Here is a 24,654-nt window from a genome sequence, read left to right on the forward strand (position 1 = left end):
ACAATGCCAACATTCTCCCAAAGCCTTGAAAAAGCACTTCATCAGGCGCTGACCATCGCCAATGAACGTCATCACGAATATGCCACGCTCGAGCATCTTCTGCTTGCTCTGATTGATGACAGAGATGCCGGCGCGGTTATGCGTGCCTGCAATGTCGATATTGCGCAGCTTAAAAAGACTGTCACCGACTATATCGACCGCGAGCTGGATAATCTGGTGACCGGTTATGATGAGGATTCCAAGCCGACAGCCGCTTTCCAGCGGGTGATTCAGCGTTCGGTAATCCATGTGCAGTCGTCAAACCGCGATGAAGTGACGGGCGCCAATGTGCTTGTCGCAATCTTTGCCGAGCGGGAAAGCCATGCGGCTTATTTCCTGCAGGAACAGCAAATGACCCGCTATGATGCGGTCAATTATATTTCTCATGGTATTTCCAAGCGTTCGGGTGTCAGTGATGATCTGACCGAAGGCAAGGCGCATAGTGCTGAAGATTCAGCGCAGCCTGAGAATGAAGAACAGAGCAAAAAGAAAATTGATGCGCTGACCGCCTATTGCGTCAATCTCAATGAAAAAGCCAAGGCCGGTAAAATCGACCGTCTGGTTGGACGCGAAAGCGAAATCAACCGTACTATTCAGGTTCTGTGCCGCCGCTCCAAGAATAACCCGCTTTATGTGGGCGATCCGGGCGTGGGTAAAACCGCGATTGCCGAAGGTCTGGCCAAGCGCATTGTTGACGGCGATGTGCCGGAAGTTCTGCTCAATGATACGATCTTCTCGCTCGATATGGGCAGTCTGCTGGCCGGTACCCGTTATCGCGGTGATTTTGAAGAGCGTCTGAAACAGGTTGTCAAAGAGCTGGAAGATTATCCGGGTGCCGTGCTGTTTATCGATGAAATCCATACCGTTATCGGTGCGGGTGCCACATCCGGCGGCTCGATGGATGCGTCCAATCTGCTGAAGCCTGCACTGTCTTCAGGGCAGATTCGCTGCATCGGCTCAACGACTTACAAGGAGTTCCGCCAGTTCTTTGAAAAGGACAGGGCACTTGTGCGCCGTTTCCAGAAGATTGATGTGGCCGAGCCGACTATTCCGGATGCCATTGAAATCATGCGCGGTCTGAAGCCTTATTTTGAAGACTTCCATAAAGTGAAGTTCTCCAATGATGCGATCACTGCCGCAGTAGAACTGTCTGCCCGTTATATCACTGACCGTAAATTGCCGGATAAGGCGATTGACGTGATTGATGAAAGCGGTGCCAGTCAGATGCTGCTGCCGGAAGCCAAACGCAAAAAAGTTATCGGCATCAAAGAGATTGAAGCGACCGTGGCAACCATGGCGCGTATCCCGCCGAAGACTGTCTCCAAGGATGACGAGCAGGTGCTTGCCAGTCTGGAGAAAGACCTCAAGCGTGTGGTTTATGGTCAGGAACTGGCGATTGAATCGCTCAGCTCTGCGATCAAACTGGCGCGTGCAGGCCTGCGTGAGCCGGATAAGCCGATCGGTTCTTATCTGTTCTCCGGTCCGACCGGTGTGGGTAAGACGGAGGTTGCCAAGCAGCTTGCCAGCACATTGGGCGTGCAGCTGCTGCGCTTTGATATGTCCGAATATATGGAGCGTCATACCGTATCGCGCCTGATTGGTGCACCTCCGGGTTATGTCGGCTTTGAGCAGGGTGGTCTGCTGACCGATGGCGTGGACCAGCATCCGCATTGCGTGCTGCTGCTCGACGAAATCGAAAAAGCCCATCCGGATCTGTTCAACATTCTGTTGCAGGTTATGGATCATGGTCGTCTGACAGATCATAATGGCAAGCAGATTGATTTCCGCAATGTCATTCTGATTATGACCACCAATGCCGGTGCGGCAGATATGGCGAAAGCAGCAATCGGCTTTGGCTCCACCCGTCGCGAAGGTGACGATATGGAGGCGATCAACCGTCTGTTCACACCGGAATTCCGTAACCGCTTAGATGCGATTATTCCGTTTGGCCCGCTGCCTGTACCGGTTATCCATAAAGTGGTGCAGAAATTCATCATGCAGCTGGAAGCCCAGCTGGCTGATCGCGGCGTGACCTTTGAACTGGATAAGAAAGCTATCAACTGGCTGGCTGATAAAGGCTATGATGAACGCATGGGTGCACGCCCTCTGGGTCGTGTTATTCAAGAATATATCAAGAAGCCGCTGGCCGACGAGTTGCTGTTTGGCAAGCTCAAAAATGGCGGCACGGTCAAAGTCACAACCGGCGAAAAACCGGATGGCAAGACTGGTCTGGTGATGGATGTGGTGAAGGCCAAGCCGGTCAAGCCGCAGAAAGAACAGCCTGATGAGGAGGTTGCGGAAGCTGCAGCCAAGCCGGAAAAGAAACCGGCAAAAGTTGCAGCTGATAGCAGCTCGGCTCCTGAGGCAACGGAACCGAAGCGTAAATCGGCCTCTGTGCCGAAGGTTCCAAGAACGAAGGAATAAAATAAAAAGCGCCCGTTTCAAACGGGCGCTTTTTTATTAGAGAAATTTATGTGCTGAAAGCCGGATCAGCTTTTCAGCATCGTGCCGGTTTTCTCTTTCAACGCATACCATGAGATGGCTTCTTCAAGAATATGCGGGGTCTGACCGCCACGCTCACAGGCGCGGGCAAAATAGTCGCGCAATTGCGGGCGGTAATCCGGATGCGCACAATTCTCGATAATCACGGATGCGCGTTCACGCGGAGCAAGGCCGCGCAGATCGGCAAGGCCGTGTTCGGTCACCAGAATATCCACATCATGTTCCGTATGGTCAACATGCGGCACCATCGGCACGACTGAGGAAATCGCACCATTCTTAGCCACCGATTTGGTGACGAAAACCGACAGGAAGGCATTACGTGCAAAGTCGCCCGAACCGCCAATGCCGTTCATCATATGTGTACCCGCCACATGGGTGGAATTCACATTGCCGTAAATGTCGAATTCCAGCGCGGTGTTGATACCGATAATACCAAGGCGGCGGATAACTTCCGGATGATTGCTGATTTCCTGCGGACGCAGCACAAGCTTGTCTTTGTAGCGGTCGAAATTACCGAAAACGCGCTCGCCGCATGCCTGACTGAGTGTGATTGAGGAAGCGGAAGCAAAGCTGAGCTTGCCTGCATCCATCAGATCGAATGTGCTGTCCTGCAACACTTCGCTATACATGCGCAAATGATGGAAGGGACTGTCCACGAGGCCGGTCAGAACCGCATTGGCAATCGTGCCGATACCAGCCTGTAGCGGGTTGAGTGACAGGTCGAGACGGCCTTTTTCCACTTCGCTTTCAAAGAAGTGAATCAGGTGTCCGGCAATGGCTGATGTTTCGCTGTCCGCCGGTTCAATCAGTGAAGCACTGTCCGACTGTTCGGTGATGACAATCGCTGCGATTTTTTCAGGCGGGATCGGAATATAAGGTGTGCCGATGCGGCTTTCACAGGACACAACCGGAATCGGATCGCGGGACGGGCGCTTGGTCGGAATATAGACATCATGCAGCCCCTCCAGCGCCAGAGAGTGGCTGAGATTGATCTCAACAATCACTTTCTTTGCCAGAATGGCGAAACTGGCCGAATTGCCGATGGAAGTTGTCGGGATAACACCGCCGTCTTCATTGATGGCAATGGCTTCAATAACCGCATAATCAACCGGCCCGATCTGATTGGAGCGCAATTGCTCAACAGTTTCAGAAAGATGCTGGTCGATAAACATCACTTCACCGCGGTTGATGGCGGCGCGTAATGTGCGGTCAACCTGAAACGGCATACGGCGGGCAAGCACACCGGCTTCGGTGAGGATTTTATCGACATCATGGCCGAGCGATGCACCGGTAAGCAGGGTGATTTTGAACGGTGTGTCTTTAGCCTGTGCAGCCATGGCAACCGGCACGGCTTTGGCATCGCCGGCACGGGTAAAACCGCTCATGCCGATTGTCATCCCGTCTTTGATAAGGGCTGCGGCCTCAGCAGGTGTCACAACTTTATCTTGCAGGGAGGAATTGCGGATACGATCTTCTAGCATGGGAAACCTATATTCGAAGGATCTCTGACAGGGAGGAGCCAGAGAGTTAGTCGCATATACATATGCTCTCATTTTAAAGTGTTAGAGCGAGTTTTGTGCGCCCATGGGGCGCCCGGCGCTCTAATACGCAGTATCGGCGTAAAAGCAGAAGTTGAAGATTAACCTAAACGTAAACTGCTCTGCCAAAAGGGCTTATCTCTTACCGGAGGCTTTTGCCAGCCTTGTCTTTGATAAGGTCATTCTGTCGCGATTTTACATTCATGTGTCTTGAACGGACTATGCATAACAGGCTTGACGATAAGAACTTCATGCCTGTTACGAATGACTGCTTTTGACAGCATTGCAAAGCACATGGGCTGGGTCTAACAATAATGTCATATATGCTGACATTTATATGTAAGATAGTTTCCCATGCCAGATCATCAGCCGCCCGTTAGCCAGTCTGCGCCGCAGTTGCCAAAAGCGCATCGTAATGCAGGCGGCTATAATGCGGATGCCGCTTCATCCTTCACAGAGCGGGTGCAATGGTTCGGACGTGGCGCGCGCAACATATTCAGTATACCGGCGCTGCTGCTGATCAGCTCTTTTATCGGCTTTTCCGGTCTGGCCATTGAGAGCGGTATTACCATGGGGCAGGCAGTGTTTATGACGCTGACGATCTGGGCTCTGCCCGCCAAAGTGGTTCTGATCGGTGCGATCTCCGCAGGTAGCTCAATGGCTGCCGCTGCATTGGCTGTGGCACTGTCCTCCGTGCGTCTGATGCCGATGGTTGTGGCCTTGTTGCCAGAGCTTAAAGGGCCGCGTTCGCGCAAGATCACTTTGCTGTTTCTCTCGCATTTTGTGGCGGTGACCGCATGGGTCATGGCAATGGAACAGTTGCGCCATATTCGCCGTGATCTGCGCACCAGCTATTTTGCCGGTATCGGTGTAACACTGGTGCTGACCAATGCGGCTGTTGTAGCGCTGATTTATTTGCTCTCGGCCAGTTTTCCGCCGCTGCTCTTTGCAGCGCTTTTCATGCTGACACCGATGTATTTTCTCACTTCGCTCTGGCGCTCATCGCGTGAGCAGGCGGGCAAAGCGGCCTTGCTGAGCGGCTTGCTGATCTTTCCGGTGATGCATGCCATTGCACCGGGATATGATCTGTTGCTCACCGGCCTGACCGGTGGTGCGATGGCCTTCGGCTTTCATCTCTATGTGCAGAATTTGCGCCGGAAAGAGGCTCAGAAAGAAGTGCTGTCATGAATTTCGCAAGCTTTGATACATGGTGGTGGCCATATTTATTCATCCTGATCGCCGGTGCGCTGGCGACGGATATCTGGCGCTTTCTCGGCGTGTTGGTTGGCGGCAAAATGCGCGAGGATTCGCAAGCTCTGGTGCTGGTGCGCTGTGTGGCGACAGCCTTGGTGGCGGGCGTTATTGCCCAGCTTATTCTCTATCCGACGGGAGAACTTGCGAATTCGCCGATGTGGCTGCGGGCTGGTTCCGCCATTCTTGGCTTCATTGCGTTTCTGCTGGCGGGGCAGCGTATTCTGGTCGGTGTGCTGACCGGTGAAGCCCTGCTGCTCGCAGGACTTCTTATTTTATAATGCTCTGTGCAGAGATATAAGTCTTATAGATTAAAGGCTTGCGATAATCTTCTGACAGTTTTCAGCAAGCACAGCCTGATCTTCCATCTTGCCGGTATGACCGGTCAGGGCAACGCCTTCAAAACGCGGAATGACATGGAAATGCAGATGGAAAACGGTCTGACCTGCCGCCGGTTCGTTAAACTGCATGACGGTTACACCATCAGCATCAAAAGCCTTCTTCACCGCAACGGCTATTTTCTGCGTGGCAGCAACCAGCTTGGCCAGCACGGCGCTGTCTGCATCGAGAAGGTTGCGTGAACCCTGTTTCGGGATGACAAGGCTGTGGCCTTTGCCCTGCGGCATCACATCCATAAATGCATAGACATCATCATCTTCATAGATTTTATGGCTCGGAATTTCGCCGCGCAGGATCTTGGCGAAAATATTGTCGCTGGCATAAGGCGTGGTCATGGATGGCTCCCTATTCAGATTGATGGAATTTGCGGAACGGACTGTGTTCCGCATAATAGCTGTTATTCATTTCGACTTCGCGGACCTCGCGGCGCAAATATTGCGCCACAGCATCACGAAAGCCGGGATGGCTGATATAATGGGCGGAATGGGTGGTCACAGGTTCATAGCCGCGTGCCAGCTTATGTTCACCCTGTGCGCCAGCCTCTACCACTGATAATTTATGTGCAATCGCATAATCAATTGCCTGATGATAGCAGACTTCAAAATGCAGAAACGGGTGATCTTCGATACAGCCCCAGTGACGGCCGAACAGCCGGTCACCACCGATGAAATTGATCGCACCGGCAATATAGTGCCCGTCGCGCTTGGCCATAATCAGCACAATATCATCGCCCATGCGCTCGCCGATCAGCGAATAGAATTCACGGTTGAGATATGGACGCCCCCATTTGCGGCTGCCGGTATCCATATAGAATGCGTAGAACTGATCCCAGATGTCTTCTGTCAGATCGGAGCCGGTCAGCCAGTCAATGGAAATGCCATTGCTCAGAGCTTCGCGGCGTTCGCGCTTTAAGGCTTTACGTTTGCGGGAAACAAGTTCTTCCAGAAAATCACTATATTCCTGAAAGCCATTGTTTTTGAAATGAAACTGCTGATCCTTGCGATGCAGGAAGCCGGTCTCAGTCAGAGCCTGAATATCCGGCACTTCAGCAAAGGTTACATGTGCGGATGACAACTGGTTCTGATTGGTGAATTGCGCAACGGCACTGGCAAGCAGGCGGCGCAGTTCAGGATTATTCTCTGTAGTCAGCAGGCGTGCGCCCGTTGCCGGAGTGAACGGAATACCCAGTTGCAGCTTGGGATAATATTGACCACCGGCACGCTCAAAGGCTTCAGCCCAGCCGTGGTCAAAAACATATTCACCCTGACTATGGGATTTCAGATAGGCAGGAGCTGCGGCCAGCAATACGCCCTGTTGTGTTTCAAGGCGCATATGGCAGGGCAGCCAGCCGGTATTTTCACCGACGCAGCCGGAATCTTCCAGCGCGGAAAGATAGGCATAAGAGAGAAACGGATTATAGGATTTGTTCGCAGCAATACCGTCTGTGGACGTGGCTGCGGAATGTTTGCTGGTTTCAGAAAATTGCGCCCATGCCTCAGGGCTGAAACCCTGCATGGAGCTAACGTTACGCAAAATAATGCTGGTTTCTTCCTCTGCTTCCTCACGCATAGCAATCAACCATTCCCACCCGTTTTGTCATGTCTGGTTTTTACCGGCGCATCACACTATGCGCCGGTAAGATAGTGTTGCCTCAGGCGATTACGCTGTCGGGTATAAAGCCTTCAAACGTGATCTGCTGTGCATGCATGTCGCTCACGGCCTTTTCCTCCGCGCTACGCACTGTCCATGTGATGACAGGACGGTTGAGCACGGTGCGGAAGAAGCTGATGAACGGATTTGGCAGATGGTGGAAATTGTAAGAAACAAAATCCACATCATGCGCGAGCATGGCAAAGTGCTTTTCCATATCGGCGGCACTTGTACCTTCTGCCGTCAGACCGGCAACAACACCCGGTGCATCGCTGCGGAAACGGCGGATGAGGTGATGGTCGAAGGACATGATCGCCGCTTCGCCCTGATAGGTTTTCAGCTCTTTGGCAACGGCGGCAACCAGACCTTCGTCCTGACCTTCAATGCCTTTGAGTTCGATAACCAGCGGCACGCGTCCGGCAACCAGATCAAGCATCTGGCGAAGCGACGGAGCGTGATCCTGTGTGGTGCCGATGGTCAGTGACTGAGCCTCGGCCAGTGTCAGATCACAAATGCGGCCTTCGCGGCCGGCAAGGCGATCCAGCACATCATCATGAAACACGATGACTTCACCGTCTTTGGTCAGATGCACGTCACATTCAATGGCATAATTGCCTGCAATGGCTGCACTGAAGGCCGGGAGAGTATTCTCCCAGACCTTTTTATTCATATCGTGCAACCCGCGATGGGCAATCGGCCGGCGGGTAAGCCATTTCAGTTCATCACGAGGCGCAGCGCTCATAATCAGGCAACCTCAATCACGGCTTCGATTTCAACCGGTGCATTCAGCGGCAGACCAGCCATGCCAACAGCGGAGCGGGCATGTTTGCCTGCATCGCCGAGAACGTCGATGAACAGTTGCGAACCGCCGTTTGCAACAATGTGCTGATCGGTGAAATCAACAACAGACGCAACAAATACAGTGATTTTGACAATGCGCTTGATGCGGGAAAGATCGCCGCCCAGAGCCGCTTTTGCCTGTGACAGCACATTGATTGCGCAATATTTTGCTGCTTCCTGCGCCTGTTCAATGGTCAGATCGCGGCCAACCAGACCGGTGGAAACGAGCTTGCCGTCTTTCAGTGGCAACTGGCCGGAGGTGAACAGCAGATTGCCGCTCTGGGAAAAAGGCAGGTAAGCCGCAGCCGGTGCTGCGGATTCTGGAATTGAAATGCCGAGATCTTTGAGGCGGGTTTCGATTGTCGAGGTCATGGCGCTCTTTCCGGTTTTATTTTATCGTCACATCAGAGTGGACGGCAAACAATAAGGTCATTTTGGGGCGGTTTATATTCCGCAGGGATTCTTTAACAGTTTGCCCTTCATTGTCGGTTCCGAATGTCGGCCCTGAATTGTTGGGATGAATGTTTATGCGTGATCTGTGTGTTTTAGGTGTCATGCATATACAAAAATAAAGTTCAAACTGACAGAATCAGTGGAGCATAGCAAAAGCTGTGATTTTTGCCTCGCTTCCGCCATGAGTTATTTTAACATGGCGATAAATTTATCGGAGAATCTTTATGCGTTTTTTGCAGGCCCCCATTTTGCAGGCCCTTGTGTTCGGATCTGGTTTTGTTGTTCCTGCAGTGCTGAGCACCGTAGCTTATGCAGGAAGCACACTTCTGCCGCATCGCGCAGTTTATGATCTGACACTGGAACGCGCCGATGAAAAATCCGGCATTGCCGGTGTGACCGGACGTATGGTCTATGAATTCAACGGCTCGGCCTGCGAAGGCTATACAACGAATTTCCGCTTCGTGACCCGTATCGATATGGAAGGGCAGGATCAGCGCGTTACAGACCAGCAGACCACTACTTTTGAAGCGGGAGACGGCAGCCGCTTCCGTTTCGTCAATAAAACCTTTGTCGATAAAGAGCTGATTAAAGAAGTGCGCGGGAATGCGGCGCTTGGCGACAAACAGATGGATGTGGCGCTGACCAAGCCTGAAAAACAGGATCTCAAACTGGCACTCTCGCAGTTCCCGACCCGTCATATGGAAGAACTGCTTGTTCGCGCGCAAAAGGGCGACACCTTTTATCAGACGACAATTTTTGACGGTTCCGATGATGCCAATAAGATTATGGCGACCACAGCCGTGATCGGTAAAGGGCAGGTGCTGCCTGAAGACACCGAAACCAAAGTCATGGGTGAGGTGGCCAAACAAGAGAGCTGGCCTGTGACCGTCGCTTATTTTGATGATGAAGAGAGCGACGAAGGGCTGCCGGTCTATCGCGTGAATTTCAAACTCTACCGCAACGGCGTAACCCGTGATCTGAACATGGATTACGGTGATTTTTCCATGAAAGGCACCTTGGTCAATCTGGAAATGTTTAAACCGGCAGCGGCGGCAACCTGCGAATAATCCGGCATAATTCTACAGGTTTCGATGACAAGGCGGCATTTCCGGAAACGGATTTGCCGCTTTTTTCATTTTATTGAATTTCCGTGCCTTGTATTTTGTAGTCTTGACTATAAATATCTCTGTGACTGAGATTGATCCGTGCGTGCTGTGGTGGCGCGGATAATTTTTACAAGCAAAGGTATTATAATGTCCGATCTTTTTTCTTCCTATGATCTCAACGGCCTGCCGCTTAAAAACCGTGTGGTGATGGCACCTATGACACGCGCACGCGCAATTGATACGGTGCCGAACAGCGACACGGCATTATATTATGCCCAGCGTGCCGGAGCAGGCCTGATTGTGAGTGAAGGAACGCCGATCTCTGATGAGGGGCGCGGTTATCTCTATACGCCCGGTGTATATTCTGCCGAGCAGGTTGAGGGCTGGAAAAAAGTAACGGATGCCGTTCATGCGCAGGGTGGTAAAATCTTCTCACAAATCTGGCATGTCGGGCGTGTTTCCCATGTTTCCGTACAAAAGAACGGTATTGCGCCTGTTGCACCTGTTGCTGAAATTGCAAAAGACTCAAATGTTTTTGCCCTTGGTGAGGGCGGAACACCGGGGCTGGTTGCCCCCAGCGCACCACGTGCATTGAATACTGACGATATTGCCCGCATTACCGGAGAATTTGCCGATGCCGCGGATAATGCCGTTAAAGCCGGTTTTGATGGTGTCGAAATTCACGGTGCAAACGGCTATCTGATCGAGCAATTCATCAATGCCGGTTTCAATAAGCGTGAAGATGGCTATGGCGGCGCGACAATTGCCGGACGTATCCGCTTTGCGCTGGAGGTTGTTGATGCGGCCGTTGCACGTATCGACTCTGCCCGTGTCGGTATCCGCCTGACACCTTTCAGTCGCCTGTTTGATCTTCATGCCTTTGACGGGGAGGAGGAGACATGGCTGACACTGGCTGCCGAGCTGTCCGCCCGCAAACTGGCTTATATTCATATCGGCAATGCCGGTGGTTTGCTGGCAAAAGAAGAAGGCCGTGAATTCCTGAAGAAGTTCCGTGAGGTTTATCAGGGCACGCTGATCTTTGCCGGCGGCTATACGCAGGAAACGGCTGAGCGTGTTCTCGATGAAGGGCTTACAGATCTGGTGGCTTTCGGCCGGCCATATATCTCAAATCCTGATCTGGCCGAGCGTATGCAGCGCGGCTGGCCGTTGGCACCGGCCGATCACACAACTTTCTATGGCGGTGCGCAAAAGGGTTATACCGATTATCCGGCCTATGAAGCTGTTTAAACGCAGATAAGGGCAGGGATGTTTCCGCCGCAGAACAAGAGTTCCGGCGGGAATGTCCCTGTGCTATAGTCTTATGGCTGTGTAATATCTGATAATGAAGGCTGCGTTCCGGCTTCCGGCGGTTTTTGACCGTTCAGGGCTTGCATTTTCTTCATTCATCGTTTACCAGCCGCATTATTCCACACACGGGATTTGGGTTATGGGCGGGAGAAATCCGCACAACGCCTCCGGTGGCACATTTGTGCCTCAGCCCGTGGAGGTTCAACCGGAAAAGGAAAATACAATGGCATTGCCTGATTTCAGCATGCGCCAGCTTCTGGAAGCTGGTGTTCACTTCGGTCACCAGACACATCGCTGGAACCCGAAAATGGCACCTTTCATCTATGGTGCACGTAACAACATCCACATTCTTGACCTGGCTCAGACCGTTCCTCTGCTGCACAATGCGCTGAAGGTTGTTTCTGATACTGTTGCTCGTGGCGGCCGCGTTCTGTTCGTTGGCACCAAGCGTCAGGCTTCGGAAATCATTGCTGACGCTGCTGGCCGTTCGGCTCAGTATTACGTCAACTCCCGCTGGCTCGGCGGTATGATGACCAACTGGAAAACCATTTCCAACTCGATCCAGCGTCTGCGCAAGCTTGACGAACTGCTGTCGAGCGAAGCTCAGGGCTATTCCAAAAAGGAACGCCTGACTCTGGAACGCGAACGCGAAAAGCTGGACCGCGCTCTCGGTGGTATCAAGGATATGGGCGGCGTTCCTGACCTGATGTTCATCGTCGACACCAACAAGGAATCGATTGCAATTCAGGAAGCCAAGCGTCTTGGTATCCCTGTTGTTGCTGTTATCGACAGCAACTGTAATCCAGACCAGATCGATTTCCCGATCCCAGGTAACGATGATGCTGCTCGCGCAATCTCGCTCTATTGCGATCTGATTGCTAAAGCTGCTCTGGACGGCATTATGCGTCAGCAGGGCGCTCTGGGCATCGATATCGGTGCGCAGGCTGAAGCTCCTGTTGAGCCAGCTCTGGAAGCTGCTGAAAACGCTTAATTCGTTTTCTTGTCTGCCGGATCTGTTTTCAGATCCGGCAGATATTCTGCTTAAAAGACACAATTTGCCGTGTTTGCAGAGCTTCAAAAAACTGAAGTTTTAAACCGGTAAATATCTGAAACGGGTGAGTCGTTTCTGATTCCGTCCGCGAACGGTGAAATCTGTGTCTTATCCAATTTGAGCCTTTTCGGCTCCTGCTATCCCGTATGTATACAGTTGACGTTTTGCAGAAATTGCAACGCGGGCTGTAATGATTAATCGGTCATTGGATAAAAGACAGGTCCGCTGTCTGAACAATGATCCATAGCGGGCATGCCGCTTTGCCGGATGTCTGCTGCTTTCTCTGAGAGGCGACAATGAGCATTACCGCAGCAATGGTTAAAGAACTTCGTGAACTCAGCGGCGCAGGCATGATGGACTGCAAGACCGCTCTGAACGAAAATAATGGCGATATGGAAGCTGCCATGGACTGGCTGCGCAAGAAGGGTATCGCTAAAGCTGACAAGAAAGCCGGCCGTACAGCTGCTGAAGGTCTGGTAAGCGTTGCCAGCGAAGGCAAAAAAGCTGTTGTTGTTGAGGTTAACTCCGAAACAGACTTCGTTGCCCGTAATGCTGCTTTCCAGGAAATCGTTCTGAACGTAACCAAGGTTGCTCTGGGCACCGACGGTTCGACTGATGCCGTTGCAAACGCAACCTATCCGGGTTCGGAAAAGACTGTAACTGACACTATTAAAGATGCTGTTGGCACCATCGGTGAAAACATGGCATTCCGTCGTTCCGCTGCTCTGAGCGTGGAAAATGGTGTTGTTGCTTCTTACATCCACAACGGCGTTGCAGACGGCCTCGGCAAGCTGGGCGTTCTGGTTGCTATCGAAACAACCGGTGATGCAGAAGCTGCTGCCGCTATCGGTCGTCAGATCGCTATGCATGTTGCCGCAACCAACCCGCTGGCTCTGACTTCCGCTGAAGTTGATGCTGCTGCCGTTGAGCGCGAAAAAGCAATCTTTGCTGATCAGGCTCGTCAGTCCGGCAAGTCGGAAGAAATCATCGCCAAGATGGTTGACGGCCGTATGCGCAAGTTCTTTGAAGAAGTTGTTCTTCTGTCGCAGGCTTTCGTTATCAACCCGGACCTGAGCGTAGAAGCTGCGCTTAAAGAAGCAGAAAAAACAATCGGCGCACCTGCTAAGGTAACCGGCTTTGTTCGCTTCGCTCTGGGCGATGGCATTGAAAAAGAAGAAACCGACTTCGCTGCTGAAGTTGCTGCCGTAAACAAAGGCTAATTCTTTACAGGCGCATCCTGAATTGCGATGCGCCTTTCAGAATGCGGTTTACTGCCCGAATTTAAAATGCCGGTCTGACTCTGTCAGGCCGGCATTTTTACGACATGCGTAAAACAAGAAAACAGAGCGGGCGCTATGCATTCCATAAAATGCAACAGGCTCTAAAAACTTGTCAGTTATGAAAGGGCATCGCGTGACAATGCGATGCCCTTGATGTATGCGAAACATATTCATGCTTTTTCTTGTCATCTGCACCGGTCATGCAATTATGCTTGGCGACGGTTGCTCGCGGCAGAAAATCATTCTGTGTTCCGGCTAAAAATGTGAATATCTGCAAGTTCATGTGCACCGGACTATTTAAAAACCATGTCCGCTTGCCGGTGGGGAAGTTCGGACCGAAATCAAAAAAGGGATCCCATGGCTGGTAAGACACTGTATAAACGGGTTCTCCTCAAAGCGTCAGGTGAGGCGCTGATGGGTGAGCAGGGATTTGGCATTGACGTGTCCGTTGCTGACCGCATTGCAAGTGATATTGCCGAAGCGTGTGCGCTCGGCGTTGAAGTCGGCGTGGTTATCGGCGGTGGTAATATTTTCCGCGGGCTGGCTGTTGCCTCCAAAGGCGGCGACCGCGTAACCGGCGATCATATGGGTATGCTGGCTACAGTGATTAACTCGCTGGCTCTGCGCACCTCTCTGGTCAAGCAGGGCGTTGATGCAGTTGTGCTTTCGGCGATTGCTATGCCGGAACTGTGCGAGAGCTTCTCGCAGCGTCAGGCAACCGCCTATATGGATCAGGGCAAGGTTGTAATTTTTGCCGGTGGTACCGGTAATCCGTTCTTCACAACCGATTCTGCGGCTGCTTTGCGTGCTGCTGAAATCGGTGCGGATGCCCTGTTTAAGGGTACGCAGGTTGACGGTATTTACAGTGCTGATCCGAAGAAAGATCCGTCTGCCACGCGTTTCGACCGTCTGACCCACAAGGAAGTGCTGGATAAAGGTCTGGCCGTGATGGATGTGACAGCAGTGGCTCTGGCACAGGAAAACCGCATTCCGATCGTGGTTTATTCCATTCATGAAGCAGGCGGCTTTGCGCAGATTCTGCAGGGCAAAGGCCGCAGCACGGTTGTGACAGACGCCTGATAAGCACCGGTTCCTGAATTGAATCTGTGTGTGTACACAGATTCAATTCAGCAAAGCTTTGATTTTGTGCTTATCATTTGCGTCAAGCTGTTCTAAACAAAAAGCGAATTGTGTGGTCTGAAACCTGTTTCCGACTATCAGGCAGTATTATGCACTGTAAAAGCGCAAGATGTTTGGTGTACGCCCAAGGAGAGATATTATGAGCGACGCTCTGGATGTAAACGATCTGAAACGCCGTATGGATGGTGCGATTCAGTCCTTCAAACATGATTTGGGTGGTCTGCGTACCGGACGCGCTTCAGCAAGCCTTCTGGAGCCTCTGACGATTGAAGCCTATGGTTCGACCATGCCGATCAATCAGGTGGCGCAGATTACTGTTCCTGAAGCCCGTATGCTGTCTGTTTCCGTTTGGGACAAGAGCATGGTCGGTGCGGTTGAACGTGCAATCCGCGATAGCGGTCTGGGTCTGAACCCGATTACTGATGGTATGACACTGCGCGTACCGCTGCCGGAACTGAATGAACAGCGCCGTAAGGAGCTGGTTAAAATTGCAAACCAATATGCCGAAGGTGCTAAAGTTGCCGTTCGTCATGTGCGCCGCGATGGTATGGATCAGTTGAAGAAACTGGAAAAAGACGGCACCATCAGTCAGGATGACAGCCGCACCCTGTCTGACAAAGTGCAGAAAATGACTGACGAAACCATTGTGGAAGTTGATAAGCTTCTGGTTTCTAAAGAAGCGGAAATTATGCAGGTCTAAGGCGCCATTCGCCCGATTGGGCGCATAAAGGTCGCTCTAAACTGTAAGAACAGATATCAGAGTGGTTCAGTATCAATTAACCACTCTGATATCTGAGACTGCCGTATATCTCCGGTGAAAAGAATATATCCGCGAATACGCATAGTGAATGCCGGAGTGGCCGTGCAAAAGACATTTTGCGGATTCTATTATAGTACAGAATAATTATGCATGTTGTTGCTGGTTGCAGTCTGATGCTGATAATTCTCTAAGTTCTTAAACCGGATAAGCATGGCGCCTGACGGCAGCCGTTCTGTCAAAAAAAGGAATATGCCTGAATGTCCGATCCGCGCCACATCGCCATTATTATGGATGGCAATGGTCGTTGGGCTAAAGCGCGCGGTCTGCCGCGTGTTGCCGGTCATAAAGCGGGTGTGGATGCTCTGCGCGGCATTGTGCGTGCTGCAGGGGATAAAGGGCTGGAATTTCTTACCCTCTTTGCATTTTCTTCCGAGAACTGGTCGCGTCCGAATTCCGAAGTCACGGAACTGATGGGATTGCTGAAGCTGTTCATCCGCCGCGATCTGAATAAGCTTCATAGTCAGAATGTCCGTGTACGTATTATCGGCGCGCGTGATGACCTTGCCTCGGATATTTGTGTGCTTCTGAATGAGGCCGAAAAACTGACCGCAGCCAATAGCGGTCTGACGCTTGTTATTGCCTTTAATTATGGGGCGCGGGACGAGCTGACACGAGCAATGCGTCAGATTGCGGAAGCCGTTGCTGCAGGGCAGATGAAGCCGGATGCCATTACGGCCGAAATGATTTCTGAAAGGCTTGATACAGCAGATATTCCTGATCCTGACTTGATTATCCGTACCAGCGGCGAAATGCGGCTGTCCAATTTCCTGCTCTGGCAGGCTGCTTATTCAGAATTTCTGTTCGCTCCGGAATATTGGCCGGATTTCAAGCCTGCGCATTTATTTGCTGCGATTGATGAATACCGTAAGCGCGTTCGCCGTTTTGGCGGGCTGGAAGCTGATGACATGCAAAATTTGTCCGGTGAAACGGACGTGGTACCTTTGCGGCATAATGCGGGTTAGGTTCGTGCTGTGCGTTTCAGCTTGGCCGGATCATAAATAGACAGACTTAGAGCGCATCCCGAAAAGTGCGAAGCGGTTTTCGGAGCAAGATGCGCGTAAAATCAAACAGATAGAGCATTTGTAATGATTCAATTTAAACTAAAAATGCTCTAGGGGCGAGGGTTTTCGTGTCCAATCTTCAATTGCGTATCATGACGGCAGCAGTGCTTGCGCCCGTTACAATTCTGCTGATCTGGCTGGGCGGTATGAGTTTCCGTGTACTGGCTGTCGTGATTGGCTTCGCGATTTTCTATGAGTGGACAACGCTGAGCGCCTCGAAGCAGACGCGCTCCGGTTTGACGGCAGGCTGGGCGGTGCTCTCGGTTGCTGCGGGTCTTATGCTGATACAGGTTCCGGCAATTCAGATTCTGGCCATTCTTGCAGCCGGTGCGGTTTTCCTGATCCAGCGCTCTAACTGGACTGCGGCAGGGCTGATCTATGCCGGTGTGCCGATGGTCTGTCTGGCGGTTTTGCGCGGCGAAACCACCTCCGGTCTGATTGCAATTATTTATCTCTTCGCGCTTGTCTGGGCGACGGATATTTTTGCGTATTTCACCGGACGCAGCCTCGGCGGACCAAAACTGGCTCCACGCTTTTCTCCGAATAAAACATGGTCCGGCGCAATTGGCGGTGTTGTGGCGGCAATGATTGCTGCAGCAGCGGTCAGCTATTTCAGCTTTGACCGCGTGAAATATCCGATGGTTATTCTGGCTATTGCTCTCTCGGTTGCCTCACAGATGGGCGATCTCGGAGAATCGTGGGTCAAGCGTCGTTTCGGAGCCAAGGATTCCGGTAAGCTGCTGCCGGGGCATGGCGGGGTGATGGATCGCGTGGATGGCCTGATTGTTGCGGCTGTCATGCTCTATATTATCGGTGCTCTGGTGACAGGGCCGGATTCACCTTCAGCAATGTTTATCGGCATTGTTTTGCAGCCTTTGTAAGTGGCGCTGCATTAAAAGCATATTTTGAGACTTTGAATTACGGGAGTTAGAGTTTTGGGTGATCCCCTTGCATATTTATTCGGCGGCGACAGCCTGCTGGTTGGCACATTACTTCCGTTTATTCTCGTTCTCGCCGTTGTTGTTTTTGTTCATGAGATGGGACATTTCATCGTCGGCCGTCTGTGCGGTATCGGCGTTCAGGCCTTTTCTATCGGATTCGGGCCGGAGCTGATCGGTTATACGGCGCGTAACGGTACACGCTGGAAGCTCTGTGCGATTCCTCTCGGCGGCTATGTGAAGTTTGCCGGTGATATGAATGCCGCCAGTGCGCCGGACGGCGAGGGGCTGTCCGCCATGACTGAAGCCGAGCGCAAGGTTGCTTTTGCGACGCAGCCGGTCTGGAAGCGTGCTGCAACCGTTTTTGCAGGCCCGGCATTCAATTTTCTGCTGACAATTGCCATTCTGAGCTTCTTCTTTGCCAGCTACGGACGCCTTGTTGCTGATCCGACCATTGCAGAGGTTAATGAAGGCAGTCCTGCCGCTGTGGCAGGCTTTAAACCGGGTGACCGTTTCATCAATGTGGAAGGTACGCAGATCAATAGTTTTGCCGATGTGCAACGTATTGTGAACGGACGCAGCGGTGATGAACTGTCTTTCACAGTTGAGCGCGACGGGCAGGAAATCAACCTGAAAGCTGTTCCTGAAATTATGGAGCAGACGGATGCGCTGGGTAACAAAATCAAGCTCGGTGTGATCGGTGTTACGATCACCAAAGACACAGGCAATTACCGCAAGGTTGAATATTCCCCGCTCGAATCGGTGGGTGAGGCTGTGGTCGAAACCGGACATATCATCAGCCGTACCGGTACTTTTATGAAGAGACTGGTAATGGGGCGTGAAGATAAATGTCAGCTGGGCGGACCCGTAAAAATTGCTAATATGGCCGGACAAGCGGCGCAACACGGCTTTGAATGGCTGGTTCAGCTGATTGCGATGCTGTCGGTTGGCATTGGATTGTTCAATTTATTTCCGCTTCCCCCTCTTGATGGCGGGCATCTGGTGATTTATGCGGGAGAGGCTGTTTTGGGACGTCCTGTTCCGGTGGCAGTACAGGAATTATTCTTCCGGCTTGGTTTCTTTGTCGTTCTCGGCTTTATGGGATTCGTCTTTTACAATGATCTCTTTGGCTGCTAATCTGAACTGGACAAGGCTCAAGCCTTTGAATTAAAACATTAACGAATTGTGTAAAATACGAGGGGATTATACAAGAAAAGCAATAATCTGTTTACCATGCTATTGGATTTGCGTGGCACCTGTGCCACGTTCGGGAATGAAGTAAACAGATTTTAATAGTGAAGCTTGCTTGTATATGAAAACTGGTTATTACAGTTTGCATTATGCGCTATTTTCCCGGATTACGGCCCGGGGCAACGAAACGAAGGTTAAATAGACCTATGACGGCAAATTCAAAGTTCTTTGGTGCTGCTTCTGCGGTCGCTATGTCGGTAGCTATGGTTGCTGCCGGAACGTCAGCGATCTCATTTGCTACTGTGAGTGTTGCACAGGCAGCAGTCGTTAGTCGTATTGACGTTCGCGGTAACAAGCGGGTTGATGCATCGACAATTCGTGGCGCCATCGGCATTAAGCCTGGCAAGTCATTCACCAATGCTGATATTGATGCGGCTGTAAAAAGCCTTTTCAATATGGGCCTGTTCTCTGATGTTCGTATCAGCCAGTCGGGCGGTGCACTCGTTGTCACGGTTTCCGAGTTCTCGGTTGTTAACAACGTACTCTTCCAGGGTAACAAGAAGGTCAAAGATGCTGATCTCGGTCGTGCGGTAGAGCTGAAGGCGCGTAGCCCTTTTGATCCTGCACAGATGGAATCAGATCGTCAGGCCATCATTCAGGCTTACCGCAATGTTGGCCGCAGCGACGCTGTTGTGAACGCCCGTACGGTTGATCTCGGTCAGGGTCGTGTAAACGTTGTTTATGAAATCACTGAAGGCGGCCGTACAAAAATCGCCAATATCGATTTCGTAGGTAATGAAGCTTTCGGTGGTCGTCGTCTGCGTGACGTGATCTCCACCAAGCGTACCAATCCATTGTCATGGCTGACACGCGGCGACATTTACAGCGAAGATCGTCTGCAGGCAGATGAAGAAGCGCTGCGTCGTTTCTACTACAACCGTGGTTATGCTGACTTCCGCGTGATTTCGTCTAATGCGGTTCTGGATCCTGCGACAAACGAATATACGATCACCTTCACTGTTGAAGAAGGTCAGCGTTATACATTCGGTGATGTTCAGGTTGAAAGCTCAATCGCCGGCGTTGATACTGAAGCGCTCGGCGGCATGCTGAAGACCCGCGCAGGTAAAGTTTATAGCGCCAACGACGTTGAAAAGTCGGTTGAAGCTGTAACTGAGCGCGTTGCCGGCAGCGGTTATGCTTTCGCTAAGGTTGAGCCACGCGGCGACCGTAACTTCGAAAACCGCACAATCTCGGTCGTTTATAACGTGGAAGAAGGTCCGCGCGCTTACGTGCAGCGTATCGAAATCCGCGGTAACGATAAGACCCGTGATTATGTTATCCGTCGTGAATTCGACATGAGCGAAGGCGATGCTTTCAATCAGGTTATGATTACACGCGCCAAGCGTCGTCTCGAAGCTCTGGACTTCTTCCAGACAGTTAACATCTCGACCGCTCAGGGCTCTGAGCCGGATCAGGTTGTGCTGATCGTTGACGTTGTTGAAAAACCTACAGGTGAATTCTCCATCGGTGCAGGTTATACATCGGGTGGTGAAACACCGGGTGCTTCGGTTGAAGGTTCGGTTGCAGAGCGCAACTTCCTTGGTCGTGGTCAGTATATCCGTATCGGTGCAGGTGCCGGTCAGGATGATGCGCGTAACTATTCGTTCTCGTTCACCGAGCCTTATTTCCTCGGTCAGCGCGTTTCTGCAGGCTTCGATATTTTCCGTAAGTCGTATCGCGTTAAAGATCAGTATGACGTAGAACAGACCGGTGGTACAATCCGTTTTGGTCTGCCGATTACCGATAATTTCGGTGCGAGCATCGGTTATAACCTGGTTCAGGAAAAGTATAAGCTCAAGAGCAATGATATGAATATCTACGCTCCTGCTCTGATTGAAGCCGCTGAACAGAGCCCATGGCTGCGTTCGTCGATTTCTTATGCTTTGACCTATAATACGATCGATAACCCGAACAACCCGCATGACGGTATTTATGTTCGCTTCGGTCAGGAATTTGCTGGTCTCGGCGGCGATGCCAAATTCATGAAGACAACTGCAAAAGCAAGCTATTACAAGACCTTGCTGCAGGAAGCTGATGTTGTTGGTGTGCTGACTGCCGGTGGTGGTTACATTCATTCCTTCACCGATGACGGTCTGCGTATCTTTGATATGTTCAAAGGTAACACTGACATGATCCGCGGCTTCAAATATAACGGTATCGGTGCTTATCAGGATGCTGCTAACGGTGACCGTTACTGGCTCGGTGGCACAACTTACTTCAACGCCAGCGCTGAAGTTCAGTTCCCGATGCCGGTTGTTCCGGAAAGCCTTGGTATCCGTGGTGCGTTCTTCGCAGATGCTGCAACGCTCTATGGTAACAAGACTGAAGGTGCAATGGGAACCGGCAGTGCACTGCGAGCTTCGGCTGGTGTAAGTCTGATGTGGGCTTCTCCGTTCGGTCCGCTGCGCTTTGACTATGCTATTCCTATTAAGAAAGAAGATTCCGACAAAGTTCAGAACTTCAATTTTGGTATGTCGAGCAAGTTCTGATAAATTTGCTTTTTCCTGAGGCGTAATCTCTGAAAAGAAGATCCGCCTCAGGAGAGAAAGTATGTTGATGGCAGATCCTGTATTTTATACGCTGTCCTGTGCACTCAACGTCGCTGATATTGCTCAATTTACCGGTTCCGAATTGCTGACAAAGCAATATGCCGACCGGAAAATTGAGCATTTGGCGTCTTTGGATAATGCAACACCGGATTCTCTTGTTTTCCTTGAAGGTAAGAAAAACGAAGCTGCTCTGAGCTCGCTCAAAGCGGCCGCTGTGCTATGCGCAGAAGCGCAGGCATCATTGATTCCTGAGGGCGTTGCGATTCTGGTGAGTAAATCGCCGCAGCGGGATTTTGCTGCTGTCGGCCGTAAGCTTTATGCGCAGGCTGTGCATCCGCGCTCATTGCTGGGTGTTCCCGGTATTTCTGAAAATGCCACGATTCACCCGAGTGCCGAGATTGAAAGCGATGTTACGATTGAACCGGGCGCAGTCGTCGGCGCCGGTGTATCTATCGGTTCAGGAACAACAATCTGTGCGAATAGTGTGATTGGTGCGGGCTGTAAAATCGGCCGCGATTGTATCATCGCGCCGAATGTTTCCCTGACCTATGCGCTGATCGGTAATCGCGTTTATCTGCATCCGGGTGTTCGCATCGGGCAGGATGGTTTCGGTTATGTACCGGGTCCTGCAGGACTTGAAAAAGTGCCGCAACTCGGTCGCGTTATCATTCAGGATGGTGTGGAAATCGGTGCGAATACCACGATTGATCGCGGTTCACTGAGTGATACTGTGATCGGCGAGGGCACCAAGATCGATAATCTGGTGCATGTTGCACATAATGTAAAAATCGGGCGGCATTGTATTGTGGCCGGTCACTGCGGAATTTCCGGCAGTGTTACCATCGGCGACATGACAATGCTTGGCGGGCGTGTCGGCCTTGCAGATCACATCACAATCGGTTCGCGCGTGCAGATTGCTGCTGCGAGCGGTGTGATGAATGATATTCCCGATGGTGAGAGATGGGGTGGTCTGCCAGCCAGACCGCTGAAGCAGTGGTTCCGCGATATTGCGACGTTGCGCAGTATCGGACAGTCTAAAAAGGAGAAATCCTGATATGAGTGAGAATGTTGAGCAGAACAGCCTTGGTTCAGCAGATATTCAGAAGTTGCTGGCAGTTCTGCCGCATCGTTATCCGTTTCTTCTTATCGACCGTATTGTCGATATTGACGGTGATGATTCCGCGACCGGTATCAAAAATGTGACATTCAATGAACCACATTTTACTGGACATTTTCCTGCGACCCCTATTATGCCCGGTGTATTGATCATTGAAGCTATGGCGCAGACCGCCGGTGCGATTTCAATGCTCAAAATGGGCCTTGAAAATGCAGGAACCGTATTTTTGCTGACAATTGATAACGCAAAATTCCGTCGTCCTGTTGTTCCGGGTGATCGCATGTTGCTTCGCGTTAAAAAAGTGAAGCAACGCGGAAATATTTCAAGATTTGCATGTGTCGCTGAAGTTGACGGCGTTAAAGTTGCCGAAGCGGATGTCTCTGCAATGACCGGTGCGTAAGCAGACAGTCTGTTACAGGCGATCCTGCAAACAAATACATTAATTTTCAAAGTCCGGTTCGGGCTTTGACATAACTGAAGAAAAAGCGTGATTTGAATGCGTGAAACCTCTATTCACCCGACAGCCTGCGTTGAACCGGGCGCCAAACTTGGTCAGGGTGTTTCTGTCGGCGCTTTCTGCCATGTTCAGGCAGGCGCAGAGATTGGTGATAACAGCGAGCTGATGAGCCATGTTGTTGTCACGGGGTTTACGACACTTGGTGAAAACGCCAAAGTTTTCCCGCACGCTATTCTCGGTTGCGAGCCGCAAAACGGTAAGCATAAAGGTGGCCACACCAAGCTGCTGGTCGGCAAAAATGCGATGATCCGCGAAGGCGTAACCATGCATCGTGGTTCCGATACCAGCCGCGGCTATACCAATGTCGGCGATAATTCCACATTTCTCGCTTATGCCCATGTCGCCCATGATTGCGATGTCGGTAATCACGTTACTTTTGCGAACAATGTGATGATCGGCGGCCATTGCGAAATCGGCGATCACGCAATTCTCGGCGGCGGCGCTGCTGTGCACCAGTTCGTCCGCGTCGGGCATCATGCTTTTGTTGGCGGTATGGCGGCTGTTGTGCAGGATGTTATTCCGTTCGGCATGGCCATTGGCGTTCATGCGCATCTCGGCGGTCTCAACATCATCGGTATGAAACGTTCCGGTCTGGAACGTAAAGAAATCCATGCTGTGCGCCGTGCAACACGTATGCTGTTTGACCGTACAAAACCGGTGAAAGAACGCGTAGAAGACGTACGCATTGAGTTTGCAGATTCACCGGCTGTGGGTGATCTGATTGCTTTCATCACAGCCGATGCCAAGCGCAGCTCGTTTACGACACCGCTTCTGCATGGCAAGCACGGTCATATTGAAGACCATTCATAATATGACGAAAAGCGCTGTTTCTGTCCGGGCCGTAGATGCTGAAGCCAGAACCGCTATTATTGCCGGTAACGGGCTTTTGCCGCAAGTTGTGGCAGAGGCTCTTGAAAAGAAAGGCAATCCGCCCTTTGTCATTTGTCTGAAGGGCGAGGCGGACGAAAGTCTCAAACGGTTCGACCATGAAACTGTTTCAGTGGTGGAATTCACCCGCCTGATTAAGGCGCTGAAACAAGCCGGTGCGAAGAATGTTATTCTGGCGGGCGGTGTCCGCCAACGCCCGCATTTAAGCGATATACGTTTGGATATGACAACCATCCGTGCTCTGCCGCGGGTGTTCAAGGCTTTGGGCAAAGGCGATGATGCTTTGCTCCGTGCTTTTATCGGGCTTCTGGAATCTTACGGCTTCCATATGGTCGGCGCGCATCAGATTGTGCCCGATATTCTGGCACCGGCAGCATCCGTGCTGACTGCGGTTAAGCCGGATAAAAAAGAACAGCATAATATTGATCTTGCACGTGAAGCTGCCTTTATCTTGGGTAAGCTGGATGTCGGGCAGGGTGCCATTGCTGCCGGCGGTCGTGTTGTGGCGCTGGAGGGTGCTGAAGGCACCGACAATATGATTGAGCGTGTGCGCCAGTTGCGTCAGGAAGGCCGCATCCCGCGTCAGGGCGGAGTGCTGGTTAAATGCGCAAAACCTGCACAGGATGAGCGGGCTGATCTGCCGACAATCGGTATTGATACGGTGACCAATATTGCAGCCGCAGGGCTTGCAGGGATCGCTATCGAGGCTGGCCGTACTGTGATGTTGTCCTATCATGACACAGTTCAATCCGCCGATGCGCAGGGCTTGTTTATTGTAACTTTTGACAGTCCGCGCGAATAATTTTTCAAAACCTGTATAGCTCAGCCGCTGTTCAGCAATTATGCTGCAGCTCTTGCAACCGAAGCACTTTCGTTCAATCGGGTGCAGGGTAAAGCATTGCACAGTCAACTTGACTGCTGTGACAATGCGACCAGATAAAGAGATAATACGGTTC

Annotated in this window: 22 protein-coding genes; 17 read left to right on the forward strand and 5 right to left on the reverse strand. The window is 51.5% G+C overall.

The features are described from left to right. The first annotated feature begins 3 nt into the window (after positions 1 to 3). A complete protein-coding gene (gene clpA, locus LDL70_RS05890) occupies positions 4 to 2,463 on the forward strand; it encodes an ATP-dependent Clp protease ATP-binding subunit ClpA (protein WP_151159266.1) in 2,460 nt (819 codons plus the stop codon). A 65-nt stretch (positions 2,464 to 2,528) separates the two neighbouring features. Here the strand turns inward: clpA and LDL70_RS05895 are convergent, their stop codons facing one another. Then, positions 2,529 to 4,022 (reverse strand): acetyl-CoA hydrolase/transferase family protein, encoded by a 1,494-nt coding sequence (locus LDL70_RS05895; RefSeq protein WP_116088069.1) that lies wholly within the window; start codon positions 4,020 to 4,022, stop codon positions 2,529 to 2,531. Positions 4,023 to 4,598: 576 nt separating this feature from the next. Here LDL70_RS05895 and LDL70_RS05900 point away from each other — a divergent pair. After that, positions 4,599 to 5,267, forward strand: coding sequence for an AzlC family ABC transporter permease (locus tag LDL70_RS05900; RefSeq protein ID WP_225688412.1), 669 nt, complete (start codon positions 4,599 to 4,601; stop codon positions 5,265 to 5,267). Then, the gene (locus LDL70_RS05905) at positions 5,264 to 5,611 is read left to right on the forward strand and encodes an AzlD domain-containing protein (RefSeq protein ID WP_225687730.1); all 348 of its coding nucleotides are present in this window, start codon (positions 5,264 to 5,266) and stop codon (positions 5,609 to 5,611) included. Before LDL70_RS05900 ends, LDL70_RS05905 begins: the two co-directional genes overlap by 4 nt. A 30-nt stretch (positions 5,612 to 5,641) precedes the next feature. Here the strand turns inward: LDL70_RS05905 and LDL70_RS05910 are convergent, their stop codons facing one another. The 4 genes from LDL70_RS05910 to LDL70_RS05925 all read right to left on the reverse strand — a co-directional run bounded on the left by LDL70_RS05910 (position 5,642) and on the right by LDL70_RS05925 (position 8,591). Beyond that, positions 5,642 to 6,064 carry an HIT family protein gene (locus LDL70_RS05910; RefSeq protein WP_022712403.1) on the reverse strand — a complete coding sequence of 141 codons (423 nt, stop codon included), beginning with the start codon at positions 6,062 to 6,064 and terminating at the stop codon, positions 5,642 to 5,644. Positions 6,065 to 6,074: 10 nt separating this feature from the next. Continuing rightward, complete coding sequence (locus LDL70_RS05915; RefSeq protein ID WP_225687732.1) at positions 6,075 to 7,298, reverse strand: GNAT family N-acetyltransferase; 1,224 nt, start codon at positions 7,296 to 7,298, stop codon at positions 6,075 to 6,077. An 82-nt stretch (positions 7,299 to 7,380) separates the two neighbouring features. Further along, positions 7,381 to 8,121 (reverse strand): glycerophosphodiester phosphodiesterase, encoded by a 741-nt coding sequence (locus LDL70_RS05920; RefSeq protein ID WP_225687734.1) that lies wholly within the window; start codon positions 8,119 to 8,121, stop codon positions 7,381 to 7,383. Between the two features lie 2 nt (positions 8,122 to 8,123). Next, positions 8,124 to 8,591: a RidA family protein gene (locus LDL70_RS05925; protein ID WP_022712400.1), complete on the reverse strand. Its 468-nt coding sequence runs from the start codon at positions 8,589 to 8,591 to the stop codon at positions 8,124 to 8,126. A 305-nt stretch (positions 8,592 to 8,896) separates the two neighbouring features. On the opposite strand from LDL70_RS05925, the gene LDL70_RS05930 reads away from it, so the two are divergent. The 14 genes from LDL70_RS05930 to LDL70_RS05995 all read left to right on the forward strand — a co-directional run bounded on the left by LDL70_RS05930 (position 8,897) and on the right by LDL70_RS05995 (position 24,500). Continuing rightward, positions 8,897 to 9,739, forward strand: coding sequence for a cell envelope integrity EipB family protein (locus tag LDL70_RS05930; RefSeq protein WP_225687736.1), 843 nt, complete (start codon positions 8,897 to 8,899; stop codon positions 9,737 to 9,739). 186 nt (positions 9,740 to 9,925) lie between these two features. Then, positions 9,926 to 11,026: an alkene reductase gene (locus LDL70_RS05935; RefSeq protein ID WP_225687738.1), complete on the forward strand. Its 1,101-nt coding sequence runs from the start codon at positions 9,926 to 9,928 to the stop codon at positions 11,024 to 11,026. Between the two features lie 283 nt (positions 11,027 to 11,309). Beyond that, the gene (gene rpsB, locus LDL70_RS05940) at positions 11,310 to 12,077 is read left to right on the forward strand and encodes a 30S ribosomal protein S2 (RefSeq protein ID WP_028233986.1); all 768 of its coding nucleotides are present in this window, start codon (positions 11,310 to 11,312) and stop codon (positions 12,075 to 12,077) included. Positions 12,078 to 12,433: 356 nt separating this feature from the next. Next, complete coding sequence (tsf, locus tag LDL70_RS05945; RefSeq protein ID WP_022712396.1) at positions 12,434 to 13,357, forward strand: translation elongation factor Ts; 924 nt, start codon at positions 12,434 to 12,436, stop codon at positions 13,355 to 13,357. A 417-nt stretch (positions 13,358 to 13,774) separates the two neighbouring features. After that, positions 13,775 to 14,497 (forward strand): UMP kinase, encoded by a 723-nt coding sequence (pyrH, locus tag LDL70_RS05950; RefSeq protein ID WP_225687740.1) that lies wholly within the window; start codon positions 13,775 to 13,777, stop codon positions 14,495 to 14,497. Positions 14,498 to 14,696: 199 nt separating this feature from the next. Further along, a complete protein-coding gene (frr, locus tag LDL70_RS05955) occupies positions 14,697 to 15,257 on the forward strand; it encodes a ribosome recycling factor (protein WP_022712394.1) in 561 nt (186 codons plus the stop codon). 317 nt (positions 15,258 to 15,574) lie between these two features. Beyond that, positions 15,575 to 16,339 carry an isoprenyl transferase gene (locus tag LDL70_RS05960; RefSeq protein WP_116088063.1) on the forward strand — a complete coding sequence of 255 codons (765 nt, stop codon included), beginning with the start codon at positions 15,575 to 15,577 and terminating at the stop codon, positions 16,337 to 16,339. 167 nt (positions 16,340 to 16,506) lie between these two features. Further along, complete coding sequence (locus LDL70_RS05965) at positions 16,507 to 17,319, forward strand: phosphatidate cytidylyltransferase (RefSeq protein WP_075655422.1); 813 nt, start codon at positions 16,507 to 16,509, stop codon at positions 17,317 to 17,319. Positions 17,320 to 17,373: 54 nt separating this feature from the next. Then, positions 17,374 to 18,513: an RIP metalloprotease RseP gene (gene rseP, locus LDL70_RS05970; protein WP_022712391.1), complete on the forward strand. Its 1,140-nt coding sequence runs from the start codon at positions 17,374 to 17,376 to the stop codon at positions 18,511 to 18,513. Positions 18,514 to 18,773: 260 nt separating this feature from the next. Beyond that, positions 18,774 to 21,116, forward strand: a complete 2,343-nt coding sequence (gene bamA / locus LDL70_RS05975; RefSeq protein WP_225687742.1) for an outer membrane protein assembly factor BamA — start codon at positions 18,774 to 18,776, stop codon at positions 21,114 to 21,116. Between the two features lie 67 nt (positions 21,117 to 21,183). Next, complete coding sequence (gene lpxD / locus LDL70_RS05980) at positions 21,184 to 22,230, forward strand: UDP-3-O-(3-hydroxymyristoyl)glucosamine N-acyltransferase (protein WP_033316251.1); 1,047 nt, start codon at positions 21,184 to 21,186, stop codon at positions 22,228 to 22,230. A 1-nt stretch (position 22,231) separates the two neighbouring features. Next, positions 22,232 to 22,693, forward strand: coding sequence for a 3-hydroxyacyl-ACP dehydratase FabZ (gene fabZ, locus LDL70_RS05985; RefSeq protein ID WP_022712388.1), 462 nt, complete (start codon positions 22,232 to 22,234; stop codon positions 22,691 to 22,693). A 96-nt stretch (positions 22,694 to 22,789) separates the two neighbouring features. Continuing rightward, on the forward strand, positions 22,790 to 23,620 hold the full coding sequence (gene lpxA / locus LDL70_RS05990; protein WP_022712387.1) for an acyl-ACP--UDP-N-acetylglucosamine O-acyltransferase: 831 nt from the start codon (positions 22,790 to 22,792) through the stop codon (positions 23,618 to 23,620). Between the two features lies 1 nt (position 23,621). Then, positions 23,622 to 24,500: an LpxI family protein gene (locus LDL70_RS05995; RefSeq protein ID WP_028233983.1), complete on the forward strand. Its 879-nt coding sequence runs from the start codon at positions 23,622 to 23,624 to the stop codon at positions 24,498 to 24,500. The last annotated feature ends 154 nt before the right edge of the window (positions 24,501 to 24,654 follow it).

This window comes from Pseudochrobactrum sp. XF203 (assembly GCF_020341615.1).
GTDB lineage: Bacteria > Pseudomonadota > Alphaproteobacteria > Rhizobiales > Rhizobiaceae > Pseudochrobactrum > Pseudochrobactrum saccharolyticum.

Coding starts and splice junctions, on each gene's coding strand:
- LDL70_RS05935 (WP_225687738.1), top strand. CDS start 9,926: ATGTCCGATCTTTTTTCTTCCTATGATCTCAACGGCCTGCCGCTTAAA.
- LDL70_RS05920 (WP_225687734.1), bottom strand. CDS start 8,121: ATGAGCGCTGCGCCTCGTGATGAACTGAAATGGCTTACCCGCCGGCCG.
- LDL70_RS05915 (WP_225687732.1), bottom strand. CDS start 7,298: ATGCGTGAGGAAGCAGAGGAAGAAACCAGCATTATTTTGCGTAACGTT.
- LDL70_RS05905 (WP_225687730.1), top strand. CDS start 5,264: ATGAATTTCGCAAGCTTTGATACATGGTGGTGGCCATATTTATTCATC.
- pyrH (WP_225687740.1), top strand. CDS start 13,775: ATGGCTGGTAAGACACTGTATAAACGGGTTCTCCTCAAAGCGTCAGGT.
- bamA (WP_225687742.1), top strand. CDS start 18,774: ATGACGGCAAATTCAAAGTTCTTTGGTGCTGCTTCTGCGGTCGCTATG.
- clpA (WP_151159266.1), top strand. CDS start 4: ATGCCAACATTCTCCCAAAGCCTTGAAAAAGCACTTCATCAGGCGCTG.
- fabZ (WP_022712388.1), top strand. CDS start 22,232: ATGAGTGAGAATGTTGAGCAGAACAGCCTTGGTTCAGCAGATATTCAG.
- lpxD (WP_033316251.1), top strand. CDS start 21,184: ATGGCAGATCCTGTATTTTATACGCTGTCCTGTGCACTCAACGTCGCT.
- LDL70_RS05895 (WP_116088069.1), bottom strand. CDS start 4,022: ATGCTAGAAGATCGTATCCGCAATTCCTCCCTGCAAGATAAAGTTGTG.
- frr (WP_022712394.1), top strand. CDS start 14,697: ATGAGCGACGCTCTGGATGTAAACGATCTGAAACGCCGTATGGATGGT.
- LDL70_RS05925 (WP_022712400.1), bottom strand. CDS start 8,591: ATGACCTCGACAATCGAAACCCGCCTCAAAGATCTCGGCATTTCAATT.
- LDL70_RS05960 (WP_116088063.1), top strand. CDS start 15,575: ATGTCCGATCCGCGCCACATCGCCATTATTATGGATGGCAATGGTCGT.
- LDL70_RS05910 (WP_022712403.1), bottom strand. CDS start 6,064: ATGACCACGCCTTATGCCAGCGACAATATTTTCGCCAAGATCCTGCGC.
- LDL70_RS05995 (WP_028233983.1), top strand. CDS start 23,622: ATGACGAAAAGCGCTGTTTCTGTCCGGGCCGTAGATGCTGAAGCCAGA.
- tsf (WP_022712396.1), top strand. CDS start 12,434: ATGAGCATTACCGCAGCAATGGTTAAAGAACTTCGTGAACTCAGCGGC.
- LDL70_RS05930 (WP_225687736.1), top strand. CDS start 8,897: ATGCGTTTTTTGCAGGCCCCCATTTTGCAGGCCCTTGTGTTCGGATCT.
- lpxA (WP_022712387.1), top strand. CDS start 22,790: ATGCGTGAAACCTCTATTCACCCGACAGCCTGCGTTGAACCGGGCGCC.
- rpsB (WP_028233986.1), top strand. CDS start 11,310: ATGGCATTGCCTGATTTCAGCATGCGCCAGCTTCTGGAAGCTGGTGTT.